Annotated in this window: 10 protein-coding genes; 5 read left to right on the forward strand and 5 right to left on the reverse strand. The window is 64.7% G+C overall.

Annotation, left to right across the window (positions count from 1 at the left end):
* Positions 1–6 precede the first annotated feature (6 nt).
* Positions 7–2,370: a TonB-dependent receptor domain-containing protein gene (locus C8J45_RS16620; RefSeq protein ID WP_107964279.1), complete on the reverse strand. Its 2,364-nt coding sequence runs from the start codon at positions 2,368–2,370 to the stop codon at positions 7–9.
* Positions 2,371–2,533: 163 nt separating this feature from the next.
* Between C8J45_RS16620 and C8J45_RS16625 the strand changes: the two genes are divergently transcribed.
* Positions 2,534–3,292: a DeoR/GlpR family DNA-binding transcription regulator gene (locus C8J45_RS16625; RefSeq protein WP_258191504.1), complete on the forward strand. Its 759-nt coding sequence runs from the start codon at positions 2,534–2,536 to the stop codon at positions 3,290–3,292.
* A gap of 6 nt (positions 3,293–3,298) precedes the next feature.
* Here C8J45_RS16625 and C8J45_RS16630 read toward each other — a convergent pair whose 3' ends face one another.
* Positions 3,299–4,516 carry a DUF5690 family protein gene (locus C8J45_RS16630; protein WP_107964239.1) on the reverse strand — a complete coding sequence of 406 codons (1,218 nt, stop codon included), beginning with the start codon at positions 4,514–4,516 and terminating at the stop codon, positions 3,299–3,301.
* A 540-nt stretch (positions 4,517–5,056) separates the two neighbouring features.
* Here C8J45_RS16630 and C8J45_RS16635 point away from each other — a divergent pair.
* The 4 genes from C8J45_RS16635 (at position 5,057) to C8J45_RS16650 (ending at position 10,901) form a co-directional block, all read left to right on the forward strand.
* Positions 5,057–7,339 (forward strand): TonB-dependent receptor, encoded by a 2,283-nt coding sequence (locus C8J45_RS16635; RefSeq protein WP_258191505.1) that lies wholly within the window; start codon positions 5,057–5,059, stop codon positions 7,337–7,339.
* A gap of 226 nt (positions 7,340–7,565) precedes the next feature.
* Complete coding sequence (locus C8J45_RS16640; RefSeq protein WP_107964240.1) at positions 7,566–8,552, forward strand: aldo/keto reductase; 987 nt, start codon at positions 7,566–7,568, stop codon at positions 8,550–8,552.
* On the forward strand, positions 8,549–9,382 hold the full coding sequence (locus C8J45_RS16645; RefSeq protein WP_107964241.1) for an SDR family NAD(P)-dependent oxidoreductase: 834 nt from the start codon (positions 8,549–8,551) through the stop codon (positions 9,380–9,382). Before C8J45_RS16640 ends, C8J45_RS16645 begins: the two co-directional genes overlap by 4 nt.
* A gap of 160 nt (positions 9,383–9,542) precedes the next feature.
* Positions 9,543–10,901, forward strand: coding sequence for a serine hydrolase (locus tag C8J45_RS16650; protein ID WP_107964242.1), 1,359 nt, complete (start codon positions 9,543–9,545; stop codon positions 10,899–10,901).
* Positions 10,902–10,947: 46 nt separating this feature from the next.
* Here C8J45_RS16650 and C8J45_RS19655 read toward each other — a convergent pair whose 3' ends face one another.
* The 3 genes from C8J45_RS19655 to C8J45_RS16660 all read right to left on the reverse strand — a co-directional run bounded on the left by C8J45_RS19655 (position 10,948) and on the right by C8J45_RS16660 (position 13,774).
* Positions 10,948–11,070, reverse strand: a complete 123-nt coding sequence (locus C8J45_RS19655; RefSeq protein WP_258191506.1) for a hypothetical protein — start codon at positions 11,068–11,070, stop codon at positions 10,948–10,950.
* 57 nt (positions 11,071–11,127) lie between these two features.
* Entirely contained in the window at positions 11,128–11,835 is a 708-nt protein-coding gene (locus tag C8J45_RS16655) for an acetamidase/formamidase family protein (protein WP_258191507.1), read from the reverse strand.
* A gap of 316 nt (positions 11,836–12,151) precedes the next feature.
* Positions 12,152–13,774, reverse strand: coding sequence for a TonB-dependent receptor domain-containing protein (locus tag C8J45_RS16660; protein ID WP_258191508.1), 1,623 nt, complete (start codon positions 13,772–13,774; stop codon positions 12,152–12,154).
* Between the last annotated feature and the right edge of the window lie 268 nt (positions 13,775–14,042).

Genomic DNA, 14,042 nt, shown 5'->3' on the forward strand with positions numbered 1-14,042 from the left:
TTCAGATCAGAAGTCGAGCGACAGCGACGCGGTCACGGTCCGCGGCGTGCCCAGGAACGCCGAGCCGCCATCGGCACTCGACAGATAGCGTTCGTCGGTCAGGTTGGTCGCCTGCACCGTGAACGACACGCCCTTCAGCTGCTCGCTCACCGCCTCCAGGTCGGCGCCGACATAGCCGCTCACCAGCGTGAAGCTGCCGGCCTTGGCGACGCCACGCGTGTCGATGTTGCGGTCGCCAACGAACTTGGTGGCGATGCCAGCCTTGAAGATCGACTTTTTATAGTCCGCCGAGACCACCCACATCGTGCGCGGCGAATTGATCACCTGCTGGCCGGGCGTCACGCCGACATCGGCATCCTGCGCGGCGTTGCCAGTGCCGATATAGGTCGCGTGGTTGTAGGTGAAGCTGCCCGACAGCGTCAGCGGTGGCAGCACTCGGTAGGCCAGCGCCGCTTCGATTCCGCGGCTCTTCACCCCGCCGACGTTGAGATAAACGCTGTCCTGCTGCTCGAGATAATCGATCCCGGTGACGAGGTTCGACGAGATCGAGACGATCTGGTTCTTGAACTTGATGTCGTAGCCGGTCAGCGACGCCTGGATCCGCCCGGTGTTGTAGCGTGTGCCGATCTCGATGTTGTTCGCGGTTTCCGGTCGCAGGTTGCGGATCGTCTCGGGCGGCTGTCCGAGGGGGCCGTTGCCGATCGCTGCGAAGTTCTGCGAATAACCGGCGAACAGCTCCATGCCCTGCAACGGCGTCGCATAGGTCAGGCCGGCGTTGATCAGCGGATCGGAATGCGACTGGATCGACGTCGCGCTCAGATTGCCGAGCAGCTCGGTGCGGCTCTGGTCGAGGAAGAACTGCTTGACGCCGAGCCTTGCGGTGACCGGGCCATAGGTCACCGCGTCTTCGGCATAATACATCACTTCGTCGAGCCCGTAGTCGGTGCTGAACTGCACGTAGTACGGCGTGCCGTCAAAGGCCGGCCCGACCCGCGCGTTGGTGATCTTGTGCCAGTCGCGAAGCTGGTTGGCACGGCTGTGCTCGAACCAGAAACCCGCGCGGAACTGGTTCTGGACCACGCCGAAGTCATGCTGCCAGTCGACGTCGCTGGTGAAGCCCATGCGGTCGTTCTTGTAGTGGGTGTGGCGGTACGACATGACCGGGGTCGCGTTGGACGCATAACAGGTCGGCGAGTATTCGGCGGGCACGCCGCTGGTGCCGACGCACCCGGCGGTCATCGTCGCGGCCGCGCCGGTCGGCGTGACGAAGTAGATTTTGCCGAGCGCATCGCTTCCCCGCACGGTCGGACCACCGACAAATTCGCTCTCCGGATTGCCGACGCCATCGTTGCGCGCATCGACCAGATACGGCGGCGCGAAATCGCCGCGGCCGCGCATCCGGTGATAATAGCCCGCCGCCTGCAGCTTCACTTCGCCGAGTTCTGTACGGGCCTTCAGATACCCGAACAGGTTCTTCCGCAGCGCGCGCGACGTCGGGCGATAGGCCTGGTCGACGTACGGCAGCCCGGTCCAGCTGTCGGTATACGCGTCGTGGTTCGGATCGTTCGCGAACTGCGCGGGCGATACCGATCCGAACTCGGATTCATCCGCATCGTCGTACGAAACGAACCCTGTCAGGTCGACCGTACCGACAGGGCTCAACACCTTGGCGTCGATATGGTCGCGGCTGGTCTTGCCTGATCCGCCGATCCAGTCGCGCACGCGTGAGGTCGACGCGCTGACATAGGCAGTCGTGTTCGGCGCGATGGTGCCGGTATCGCCGCGCACGTAGAATTTGCGCGCACCGAAATCACCCCCGGCGGCAGTAAAGCGCAACCGGCTGTCCGTGGTCGGATCGGAGGTCACGTAATCCAGCGTCGCACCGAGCGCTTCGTTCGAACGCGACGAGATGTCGGCGGTCCCTTGCGACACGTTGACGGTCTTGAGGTCGAGCACGTCGATATACCGGTTGGCGCGCGATCCGCCGCCATAGCCCGAGCCGCCGTTCGGCATGCCGTCGATCGTCGAGCCGATCTGCTGGCCACCGCCGCCGCCGCTGTTGAAGCCGCGGATGCTGATCGAGGTCGCCCAGTCGGACGAGCCGAACGCGTCACCCTCTGCGACGAACACGCCGGGCAGTTCGTTGATGACGTCGTTGACACTGGCGAGCGCGGACTGGCGGTCGATCATCGCCGCGGTCACGCGCGTGTTGGCGAATGCGGTCGACTGTCCGGTCACGACGATCTCGTCGCTGCGCGGCTGTTCCGCATCGCCAGCTGGCGTCGCGGACGGCGTTACGGTCGTCTGCGCGCGCGCATTCGTCGTCGCCGCGATCGCCAGGATCGCAGCCCCCATCATCCACTTGGTCATGTCGTCTTCCCCTTGCCACGGTCCGAGCATTGCCGGGCATCCTGTGACGCAGCCCTTGCAAGCGCCATGTGACATGGCTGTGACATCGTGTGGATATTGTTGGTATTTTGTGGCTTGTGCCCAACGGGAGATGCGGAGAAACAGGCCGAACGGGAGAAGTCGTGTGACGCAGTCGGATCGTATCGCCAGTCTTGTCGCGTTGCTCGAGGCGCGAGGGTCGTGTTCGATCACGATGCTCGCCGATCACTTCGCGGTGTCGGACGAGACCATCCGGCGCGACGTGCGGCAACTCGAGGCGAGCGGTCGCGCGTATAAGGTGCATGGCGGGGTCAAGCTTCCCGACAATCGGCTCGAAGCGCCATACCGGTTGCGGATGCAGGCGCAGGCGGATGCGAAGCAGGCGATCGCGCGCCGTGCCGCGTCGTTGATCGAGGACGGGATGACCGTGCTGATCGATTCGGGCACCACCTCGTGCTGGGTCGCGCGAGCGCTCGCCGATCGGCGACGGCTGACGATCGTCACGAACAACCTGGAGGTTGCGAGCGACATGCTCGGCCGCGACGGAATCCGCGTCTTCCTGGCCGGTGGCGCGGTCAACGTGGACTACCGCGCGACGTTCGATGCCGAGGCGATCCGCTACTCGCGCTGTTTCTCGCCCGATGCGACGATCCTGTCGATGGGTGCGATCGAAGCGAAGCGCGGCTTCATGGATTTCGAACCCGACGAAGCGGCCTACAAGCGCGCACTGCTCGACGGCGCGCGCCGCGTTATCGTCGTCGCCGACGTTGAGAAGTTCGACCGCGCCGGCACCGTCCACGTCGCCGACTTCGCGCAGGTGCACGATCTGGTCACCGACTTGCCCGTGCCACCAGCGATCGCGGAGGCAGCGAGGCACGCCGACGTCCGGCTCCACACCGCCTGAGCGTGCTCACCGCGTCGGGGGGTGGCGGACAAACCACAACGCCGAGACGAAGGTCAGCACTAGCAACGCCGTGCCGGTCAGCACCCCCGCATCGAGGAACAACCCAAGCCAGTCGCGCCCTGGCGTAGTCGCACTGCGCATGAGCAATAGCCCGATGCTGCCCGAATAGCCGAACGCATCCGCTAGATAGATCAGGAAGCCGGCGGTGCCGGGCGACGGGCTGGCGGCCATGATACGGTCGAACAGGATCGCGCTGAACGGGGCATAAGCGAGGTAGATACCGATGCCGGTCAGGATCATGCCGGTCACCGGGCCGATCGCCCCTGCGCGCAACGCCAGCATCGAGCCGGCCAGGATCGCGGCACCCGCCATGATGACGACGTGGATCGTGACCACCGCATACCGGTTGTCGCGCACCAGCCCCAGCATGGCCAGGCCAAGCAATACGATCACCGTGACCGGCACCTCGGTCGCGACATAGAGCGCGGGCGTTGCCGGATGGTCGAGCGCGATCCATAGTTCGGGTGCGAAATTGTCGCGCAAGTCACGCAGTGCCGCGAGCATCGTGTAGCCCGCGACCAGCGCCGTCATCGGGACCCAATGGCGCCGCAGATAGGCACGCCGCGCTGCGGCATCCATCGGACCGCGCACGCCTCTCGCCTCGCAGTCCGCGACGTCCGGCGGCGGGGACCGCGCAAGCGCCGCCATGCCCGCGAGCAGCAGCGGCGTGAAGATCAGCCCGGTGAGCGCCGGCATCCAGAACGCGCTGACGCCGTGCTCGAGCAACAGGCTGCCGACCGATCGCGTCACGCCCGACGACAGGATGAAGCTCGCGGTCAGGATCGACGCGAGCACCTCCGAATTGCGCCGTCCCTCCAGATAACTGAACACCAGCCCCCAGATCATCCCGAGCGGCAAACCGTTCAACAGCATCGCCAGCGGGCCGAACCGGGCGGGTAACAGCGCGAGCAGCAACAGCGCCACCCACGCCGCACCGATCAACGACAGGATCAGGCGGGTGCGATGCTCGGGCCGATGGACCGAGACGACATGCACCCCGATCATCTTCGACACCGCATACCCGACCGCCTGCGACAGGATCAGCGTCGTCTTGTAGTCGATCCCGGCAAACACCGCCGGCACGCCGTCGAACCCCGCCGCGGCGATCGGCTTGCGAAACCCGTACATTGCGAAATACACGCAGAACGCAGCGACGCCCGGCATGACCGCCGATAGCCTGGCCGGAAGCAAATTTGTCGACGACGGGGACGATGGGGACCACGGGTTCACCGGCAGTCGCTATGCCAAGTACGTTTCAGCGGGGTGACACAATCGTGGTGATCCGCGAAATTCGCGGGCTCACGCAACACGTACGATGGTCGCCCAGTGTCGTAATCCAAACCTATTCCAAATAGCCGACGCAGTGAGAAGCTGGCGATTTGGCGCCGCCCCCTCGTAAGATTGAGCAGGCGCGGCCTGGGCATACTCTTGCGGTCAATCGCACCCTCATTACGCGCGCAGACCGTCGTCCTTCGTCAGACAGTGCGATCGCGATGCGCGCGCCCTACCCGCGATCTCTCAAGCGCTGAACGTCACCGTGGCGGCGGCGCCGACTGGGGCAAAGATGTCGCGGTGCCCGGCAAAAATGCATCGCGCCTGATCGTGTCTATTGCCGCGCGTTGCAGTGATGTTACCGGTCGGTGACGGATCCGGGTCACACGGATCGACGCGGGAGGATGTTCGAAGCCCAAGGGGGGACCATCCATGATTCGCTTGCCCGTTCGTACGTCTGCCATCGCCCAGCTGCTGGCTGCCAGCGCGCCGTTACTCGTCTTTGCCACACCCGCCGTCGCGCAGGACCAGGCGCCAACCGGGCAAGCCGTCGCCGGTCCGGCTGACGAACAGGGCGTCGGCGACATCGTCGTCACCGCGACCCGCCGTCGGGAATCATCGAAGGACGTGCCGCTCGCGGTTACCGCGATCAGTGGCGAAAAGCTCGACGTGCTCAATTCGAGCGGCCTCGACATCCGCTTCCTCGCCGGTCGTACGCCAAGCCTCCAGGTCGAATCGTCGTTCGGCCGCACCTTCCCGCGTTTCTATATCCGCGGTCTCGGCAACACCGATTTCGATCCAAACGCCGCACAGCCGGTGTCCGTGGTTTATGACGACGTCGCGCTCGAGAACCCGATGCTGAAGTCGTTCCCGGTCTTCGATCTGCAAAGCGTCGAAGTGCTGCGCGGGCCCCAGGGGACGTTGTTCGGCCGCAACACGCCCGCGGGCGTCGTGAAGATCGACTCCGCCAAGCCGAACCCGGACAAGGTCTCGGGTTATGCTACCGGATCCTGGGCGACCTACAACACGATCAACGGCGAGGCCGCGCTCAACCTGCCGATCGGCAACGGCTTCGCGTTCCGCGCATCGGGCTTGATCCAGTCGCGTGACGATTGGGTGACCAACGATTCCGCGACGGGCAACGCCGACCGCAAGCTCGAAGGCTATCGTGACGTCGCCGGTCGCTTCCAGCTCGGCTATACCAGCAGCGATTTCAACGCGTTGCTGAACGTCCACGTCCGTGACCTTGCAGGCTCGCCGCGCATCTTCCGCGCCGGTTTGTTCAAGCCGGGCACCAACGACTTCAACACCGGGTTCGACCCGAAGCATGTCGCACTCGACGGCTATACCAGCCAGAGCCTGACGCAGTGGGGGACCAACCTGCGGCTCGACTATCATCTCGACGGCATCGGCACCTTCTACTCGGTCACGGGCTACGAGCAGGCCAAGGTGGAGAGCACCGGCGATGTCGACGGCGGCAACAACTACACGTTCCTCGGCGGCACGATCGGCGCGATCGGCGTCGGCCTGTTCCCGTCGAACACCGGTGGCCTGACCAAGCCCAAGGAGTTCAGCCAGGAACTGCGCTACGCGAGCGAGGACCTGAACGGCATTCGCCTGCAGGGCGGGCTGTATTACTTCCACCAGACGCTGCGCTATCACCAGTACGACTATGCGTTCGGAGGTACCGGATCGCGCGCGACCGACCTCGACCAGGATATCTTCCACGACAACCGCAACGAGAATTACGGCGCGTTCGCGTCGATCGAGGCCAAGCCGACCGAACTGCTGACGTTGCGCGCCGGCGTCCGCTATTCGCACGACTACCGCAACGACCTCGTCACCGCACCGATCCCCGGCACCGGGATCAGCGACACGCTGCCGGCGCGCGCGATCGTTCGTGGCTCGAACGTGACCTGGGACGCGAGCGCGACCTATGAACTGACGCCCGCGATCAACGTCTATACGCGGCTAGCGACCGGCTATCAGGGACCAGCCATCCAGGACCGCGTGACCTTCGGCAGCGTCCAGAGCACCGCACCCAAGCAGACGACGTTCTCGGGCGAGAGCGGCTTTAAGGGCACACTGCTCAATCGGAAAGTGAACTTCTCGCTCGACGCCTATTGGTACAGCACCAAGGACCTGCAGATCACCGCGGTCGGCGGCAGCAGCAATTCGGCACGCCTGATAAGCGCAAACAAGGCGATCGGCTACGGCGTCGAGGGCGAGTTCGAGGCGCGTCCGCTTCCCGAGCTGACGTTGACCGCGAGCGGCAGCTACAACTTCACCGAGATCCGCGACCGCAACATTGGCGTAGGGGTATGCGCGACCTGCACCGTGCTCGATCCGATCGTCAACGGGTTCGCGGTGATCGACGGCAACGACCTTCCCCAGGCGCCACGCTGGATCGCCAATTGGACCGCACGCTACGGCATCCCGCTCGCGAACGGCGGCGAAGTCTATGCCTATACCGACTGGGTCTATCGCAGCCGCATCAACTTCTTCCTGTACGAAGCGGTCGAGTTCACCGGCAAGTCGTCGCTCGAAGGCGGCCTCAAGGTCGGCTACAAGTCGCCGCAGGGGTATGAGGTCGGCGCGTTCGTCCGCAACATCACCAACCAGTATCGCAGCATCAGCGCGATCGACTTCAACAACCTGACGGGCATGATCAACGAACCACGCATCATTGGCGGCCAGTTCAAGATCGCCTTTTAAGACTGGACGCCGAACTGAGCGCCTGGCCCGGCGCGAACGACGCGGGCCGAGGGGTCGCGTCTGCGAGCGTTCGCTTCGGGCGAGGCAAGTATGAGTGGCTGGCCGAGGAATGACGTCCTGTTCCTCGGCCACGCCGATCTCGGTATGGTCAAGTTCCCGGTCGGGATACCGCGGCGTGCAGCCGATCGACCGCGTATGTTGTCGCCAGCTATCGAGGACCGATCCGATGAAAACCCGCAAACTTGGCCGACAAGGTCTCGAAGTCTCCGCGCTCGGCCTCGGCTGCATGGGGATGTCCGACTTCTACGGTAGCCGTGACGAGGCGGAATCGGTTGCGACGATCAATCGCGCGCTCGATCTCGGCGTGACGTTCCTCGACACCGCCGACATGTACGGCGTTGGGGCCAACGAACAACTGGTCGGCCGCGTCGTCCGCGAGCGGCGCGAGTGGGTCGTCGTCGCGACCAAGTTCGGCAACGTGCGCGGGGCGGATGGCAGCTTCAAGGGGGTCAACGGTCGCCCCGACTATGTGCGATCGGCCTGCGACGCGAGCTTGCAGCGGACCGGGCTCGATGTCATCGATCTCTACTACCAACACCGCGTCGACCCCGACGTGCCGATCGAGGAGACCGTCGGGGCGATGGCCGATCTGGTGCGTGCGGGAAAGGTCAAGTATCTGGGGCTGTCCGAGGCTGCCCCCGCAACCATCCGCCGTGCTCATGCCGTGCACCCGATCACCGCGCTGCAGACCGAATATTCGCTGTGGAGCCGTGACGTCGAAGACCAGATCCTGCCGACGGTGCGCGAATTGGGGATCGGCTTCGTACCGTACAGCCCGCTGGGACGCGGCTTCCTCACAGGGCAGTTCAAGACGCCCAACGATCTCGACGCTGGCGACACGCGTCGCAACCATCCCCGCTTCCAAGGCGAAGCGTTCCAGAAGAACCTCGACCTGGTCGCCGCGATCGGCACGATGGCGGAGGAGAAGGGCTACACGCCGGCACAGCTGGCGCTCGCATGGGTGTTGCGCCAGGGCGAGGATATCGTGCCGATCCCGGGCACCAAGCGGCGCACCTATCTCGAGGACAATCTAGGCGCGCTCGATGTCGACCTGAGCGCCGCCGATCTTGCCCGGATCGATGAGATCCTGCCCCCCGGCGCAGCGCAGGGGACACGCTATCCAGACGCCTCGATGGCGAGCATCGACGCGTGAGCGTGCCGTCCTTCGCGGCGATATCGCCAAACAGGCTGGCCGTCGTCACGGGTGCGGCTAGCGGCATCGGGCTGGCCGCTGCCCGCGCCTTCGCCGACGCCGGCATGCGGGTCGTTCTCGTCGACCGCCCCGGCGAGGCGCTTGAGCACGCCGCGGCCAGCATGGACGGCGCGGTTGCGCTGTCCGCCGACGTCGCGGATCGTGCCGCGATGACTGCGCTGGCGCACGAGGTGGTCGACCGCCACGGTCCCGTGTCGGTGCTGATGAACAACGCCGGCATCGGCGGGGGCGGTGACGTGTTCGCCGACCCGGCCAAATGGGACGAGGTACTCGGCGTCAACCTAATGGGCGTGGTCCACGGCGTCCAGGCCTTCGTCCCGGCTATGGTCGAAGGCGAGGCCCCTGCCCTCGTCATCAACACCGGCTCCAAACAGGGTATCACGCAGCCGCCCGGCAACACCGCCTACAACGTCAGCAAGGCCGGGGTGAAGTCGCTGACCGAAGGCCTCGCCCACAGCTTGCGCGAACGGACCGGACGTCGGGTCAGCGCCCACTTGCTCGTGCCCGGCTTCACCTGGACCGGGATGACCGCTGGTCGATTGGCGGAGAAACCACCCGGTGCATGGCCCCCTGAACAGGTCGTCGCGCTGATGATGGACCGGGTGGCAGCGGGCGATTTCTACATCCTGTGCCCGGACAACGAGACGACCTCCGAACAGGATGCGAAGCGGATAGCATGGGCGGCGGGAGACCTGATCGAAAACCGCCCTGCCCTGTCCCGCTGGCATGCCGATTGGCGCGATGCCTTTGCGCGGTTCATGCAAAACTGATCGCTTGCTGGGGACCTGTACGGCGAACCATCGCTGCCGTGCCGGTCCCCCCGAATAAGATTTGAGCTCGATCCTGGTTCGCCTGCGCGGGACGCTCCCAGATTTCGAAAGTTCGGGAAAACGAATTGCCGAGCCGGTTGCGTAATGGGAGGATGTCGGCATGCAGATACTCAAAGCGGCCGGTCTTGCCCTTCTCGCGTCGGTGCCCGCCCATGCCCAGATCGTTGCCCAGCCATCGGCAGGGACCTATCAGCGCGCTGTAGCGGCCGGGTACAAGGCGGCGCTCTATTGCTCCGGCATCTTCAATGCGGGGCGCACGCCGGAACAGATCGATGCCGATGAGCTGGCCGGCATCTACCCCGACTATGAGAAGATCGTGCCGACGCTCACGGCGAACGTCGACCGCAGCCTCCAGTCCGTTTCCGTAGCATTCGATCCAAAGCTTCCTCCGAGGCGCGCGACGTGGACCAGCGGGCATGGTTGCGTGACCCTGCCGATCGGCGGCACGGCGCCGGCTGGCCGCAAGACGACGGCGGCACCGTCGATTGCACCGGCGGATCCTCGGCGCTGGCCGCAGGGTGACGCCGGCATCGCACCGCGCCCATCGGCCTCACTGACCGGCGCGGTCGGCAAGGCATTCGGGACCACCTATGGCGTCGACACCAAGACGGTCGGCGTGATCGTCGTGAAAGACGGCCAGGTTCTTGCCGAGCGATATGGCCGCGGTTTCGGGCCGTTCGTATCCAACCGGACCTGGTCGGTCGGCAAGTCGATTGCCGGCACGCTCATCGGCCTCAACAATGCAGCCGCATTGGAGGCCCCCGCCGCCGTCCCGCGATGGAAGACGACCGGCGATCCGCGTCAGGCCATCACGCTCGATAATCTCCTGCGCATGGCGTCCGGCCTGCACAGTGACACCGCCGGCAATCGCACCGATGCCATCTATTTCGGCGGCACCACTGTCGACGAACAGGCAGTGTCATGGCCGTTGGAGGCGCTGCCCGGCACGCGCTTCCGCTATGCCAACACTGATATCCTGCTCGCGGTCTATGCCACCCGAACCGCGATCGGCGAGGCCCGGTACCGCGCGTTGCCGGGCAGCCTGTTCGGCCCGCTCGGCATGGCGCACACCGTTGCCGAGACGGACTGGCACGGCAACTACATCCTCTCCAGCCAGGTCTGGTCGACCGCCCGCGACCTGGCGAGGCTGGGATTGTTCTGGTCGCAGGACGGCGTCTGGCAGGGCAAACGATTGTTACCGACAGGCTGGATGCACACCATGACGGCGCCTAGCGGACCGCAGCCCGCGAGCGGCCCCGGCTATGGCGCGACCATGTGGCTGTTCGGCCCTAAGCAGGGCTTGCCCGAGGGCAGCTACGCCGCGCAAGGCAACCGGGGACAGTATGTCATGGTGATCCCGTCCCGGCAGCTCGTGATAGTCAGGCGCGGCGAGGATCCCGGCAGCGCGCGGTTCGACATCGCTCGCTTCGCTGCGGACGTCGCCGCCGCGTTGAGATAATATCGACATACGCGGCGAGGTGAAGAACGGCCGTAAGCCCCGACGCTTAGCGCTTCGTGAACACCGCCGTGGGCAAGATGACGTGGACGCACTTGTTGCGGTCGACGAGCTCGGAGATCTCGACATCGCCTGCGACGCTGATCAGCATAAAGGCATCGTCGCGCGTCATGCCTTCTCCGCGAAGAGGAAATCGATCCTGTTGCGCAACGCCTTGCGGGTCGCATGACTAAGATCGCCGTCGAAGCCCATCGCGATATTGGCCATGGGCGTCTCGGCGCGCGGATAGGGGATCGCCGCCTTCTTGTGCAGCACGAAAGGTGCCGGTCAGCGAAATCTCCAGCGCCGTGATATCGACCTCGCCATTGCCCTGCGCGGCATGGCCGTCGCCGACCTGGAACAGTGCGTCGGGGGCATAGACGGGCAAGAACAAGGTCGTCCCGGCGACGAGCGCGTTGTCGTCCATGTTGCCGTCGTTGATCGTCGGCGGTGCACTGTCGTAGCGGCCGAACGCGGCCGGCGGCGCGACGCCCATGCTACCGAAGAACGGCGCCAGCGGCACTTCGACGCCGGGCGCGAACAGGCCGACCATGCGCTTGGCATCAAGCGGGACGATCTTCATCCGCGCATAGGAAAAGTCGTCGGTCAGGAACCCCGCCCCGTACCGGAACGCGTTATAGGCATAGGGGATCGCCAGATCGACTTTCCGAATGCGCACTTCCAGCATGTCGCCGGGTTCCGCACCGGTGATCGCGATCGGCCCGGTCAGGATATGACCGCCGGGGCCGCGCGCGCGGGCCGGGACGCCGTCACAAACCGCACGCAGCGCCGGTTCGACCTGCGCCAGCGCGACGACGGTCAGTTCCATCGGCGTGAAAATCATCGCGCCGGATGGAAGCACCTCGCCTTCCATCGTTTCGATCGGGTGGAGCAGCATGGCGTGAACTCCGTTGTCTTCTACCCCGAAGCTACCGTGGCGTCGTTTGCGGGGGAAATGCCGCTGGCGTATAGTTTCGATAGCCGGAGGGGCGGGCGCTAGCGGTGTCGGCGGGTAGCTGCGGTCGTCCAGGCGCGGCGACAGCCATCTGCGCGGGTTGCTTTACGAGGCCGCAGCAGTCCTGCTCACGCGAAGCCGACGCGAAGCCGATCTATGGCCGCTTGTGGGAAGTCGAAAGCAACCGAAGAGCATTGAACACAAAAAAGGGGGGTGGGTCGATGACCCGCCGCCCCGAATTTTGATCCAGAAGGATCGGTTACATGTCGATGGTCAGGCCGACGAACAGGTAGCGGCCGATGGCCTCGTAGATGCCCGGATAGGTGTTGCCGTTGCCGAACGAGCCGATCGGCGATGCCGTTGCGCTCAGGATCGGCGGCGTCTTGTCGAGGATGTTGTTCACGCCCATGCGGTAGGTGAACTTGTCCGCGACCCGTACCGTTGCGGCGAGATCGAAGTAGTTCTGCGCCTTCACGCGGGCATCGTTGACGAAGAACGGACCGGCCAGATCGCTGTCGCTGCTGGTGCGCTCGAACTTCGTCGCCGACAGGTAGCGCCAGTTACCCGACAGACCGATACCGTTCGGCGTGGTCAGCGACAGACGAGCCTGATGACGCCACTTGGACATTGGATAGCCACACTGCGCGCCGTACAGGCCTGCGCAATCGAACTTCGCGCCGACCTTGTCCGATGTGAACTTGTCGACATAGGTGCCGTTGAACGAAAGGCCGATCGTGCCGATGCTGTCCGACCGATAGGTATAACCCGCCGACGTTTCGATGCCCTGCGTCGTCAGCGTACCCGCGTTGACGTTGGTGTCGACGATGAAGCCGGCATTGCCCTGCCACAACGTGCCGCTGGCATCGCGGTTGATCGAACCGCAGAATTGCTGGTCGGCGGTCTGGAGGCACTGCGCGATGATCGTGTCCGCGCCGATGACGCCGATCCGGTCCTTCAGCTTGATCCGGAAGCCGTCGACCGACAGGTTGAAGCCCGGCAGGAACGACGGACGCAGGATCACGCCGGCGGTGAACGTGTCGGCCTTTTCAGGACGCAGGTTCGGGTTGCCACCCAACAGGCCGTTATACTGCTCCGAGGGATTGGCAGCGATCAGACCGAAGCGGTTCGCGGGAACGCCGGTGAGCGCGCACTGTGCCGCGGTGTTGCCATTGACCAGGCCGTTGACTGCGGCGCCTGCGCAGGGATCCGTCGCACCGTCCAGCTGGACCGACTGCTGCGCGAACAATTCCTGCGTGTTCGGGGCGCGAACCGCACGGTTGTAGCCGCCACGGAAGCGGATGTCCGAGATCGGTGCCCAGACGATCTCGCCCTTGTACGAGTGAGCCGAACCAGCCGTGCTGTAGCTCGAGTAACGGTAGCCGCCGTTGACGGTCAGTTCGTTGAAGAACGGACGATCGCTGACGAGCGGCACCTGGATTTCGCCGAATGCTTCCTTGACGTTGTAGCTGCCGCGGATGGGCAACGTCGCACCGCCCTGGCCGGCGAGATCGCAGCTCAGGAATGCGTTGTCGACTTCGAGGCTCAGCGATTCCTTGCGATACTCACCGCCGATGTTCAGTGCGATGCCTTCGCTCGCGAACGGCGACTGGACGCCGTATTCGGCTCCCTTGAAGGTAAAGGACCCGTTGAGGACCGTTTCCTTGTTCTCACCCGACTGGAAGCCCGGCGTCTGGACATAGTTCAGTGCCGCAGGGGTGATGCCGGCCGAACCGAAGTTGTTCAGCGGGACGCAGTTCGGATCGGTACCGTCGACGACCGAACGGCAGACCGCCTGGCCGTTCGTCGCCGACCCCGGACGCGTATCGGTAATGGCGTCGAGTGCGCAGGTGGTACGCGAAACCGAGAACTCGTTACGGTACACCTGAGGGCGAACGACAAAGTAATCATAAAGCGCGCCGCACTCGGCAGCTTCCGATTGAGCGTCGGGGGGCAGCCCGGTGTAAAGGCCAAGCGGCAAAATTAGCGCGTGATCAATGATCGCGTGACGACATCGGTTGCGGCCTGCCACGCCAACTGGTGCGATTACTCGCACGAGCGCGCGAACGCATCGATACGGATCTCGTCGAATAAGATGAGTTCGACGACGTTCGCGAGCAGGTAGACGGAAGTTGAAATGGTCATATCGCAGA

It is taken from the genome of Sphingomonas sp. PP-CE-3G-477, assembly GCF_003050745.1.
GTDB lineage: Bacteria > Pseudomonadota > Alphaproteobacteria > Sphingomonadales > Sphingomonadaceae > Sphingomonas.

Bases quoted from the DNA above. Each gene is read 5' to 3' on its own strand.
- C8J45_RS16640 (WP_107964240.1), top strand. From the start codon at position 7,566: ATGAAAACCCGCAAACTTGGCCGACAAGGTCTCGAAGTCTCCGCGCTC.
- C8J45_RS16620 (WP_107964279.1), bottom strand. From the start codon at position 2,370: ATGACCAAGTGGATGATGGGGGCTGCGATCCTGGCGATCGCGGCGACG.
- C8J45_RS16655 (WP_258191507.1), bottom strand. From the start codon at position 11,835: ATGCTGCTCCACCCGATCGAAACGATGGAAGGCGAGGTGCTTCCATCC.
- C8J45_RS16630 (WP_107964239.1), bottom strand. From the start codon at position 4,516: ATGCCGGGCGTCGCTGCGTTCTGCGTGTATTTCGCAATGTACGGGTTT.
- C8J45_RS16650 (WP_107964242.1), top strand. From the start codon at position 9,543: ATGCAGATACTCAAAGCGGCCGGTCTTGCCCTTCTCGCGTCGGTGCCC.
- C8J45_RS19655 (WP_258191506.1), bottom strand. From the start codon at position 11,070: ATGACGCGCGACGATGCCTTTATGCTGATCAGCGTCGCAGGCGATGTC.
- C8J45_RS16635 (WP_258191505.1), top strand. From the start codon at position 5,057: ATGATTCGCTTGCCCGTTCGTACGTCTGCCATCGCCCAGCTGCTGGCT.